The 514-nt window shown below is 68.5% G+C and carries 1 pseudogene; it reads left to right on the plus strand.

The annotated features are described in order from the left end of the window. Nucleotides 1-514 (plus strand): annotated as a pseudogene (locus tag IEZ19_RS50185) (Fe-S oxidoreductase); the annotation flags it as partial.

Below are 514 nucleotides of genomic sequence, written 5' to 3' on the forward strand. Positions count from 1 at the left end.
CCTGCGCGGCCTGGAGGGCGCGCTGGCCGGCGTGCACGGCTACGAGGCCGCGTACTTCGCCTCGTACCCGCTGGTCGCCGCGTTCCGGGGCCTGGACGTGACCACGCTGCAGAACCTGGTCTACCTCACGGCGCTGATCAAGATCGCCACGTCGTTCATCTGGATGATCACGGTCTCGCTGAAGACGGACATGGGTGTGGCCTGGCACCGCTTCCTGGCGTTCCCGAACATCTTCTTCAAGCGCGAGGCGGACGGCGGCACGGCGCTGGGCGCGCTCCAGCCGATGACCTCGGGCGGCAAGCCGATCGACTTCACCGACCCGGGCGAGGACGACGTCTTCGGCATCTCCCAGGTCGAGCAGTTCTCCTGGAAGGGGCTGCTGGACTTCTCCACCTGCACCGAGTGCGGGCGCTGCCAGTCGCAGTGCCCGGCGTGGAACACCGGCAAGCCGCTCTCGCCGAAGCTGCTGATCATGTCGCTGCGCGACCACGCCCACGCCAAGGCGCCGTACCTG

The sequence above is a fragment of the Streptomyces brasiliensis genome, from assembly GCF_014647875.1.
GTDB lineage: Bacteria > Actinomycetota > Actinomycetes > Streptomycetales > Streptomycetaceae > Streptomyces > Streptomyces brasiliensis.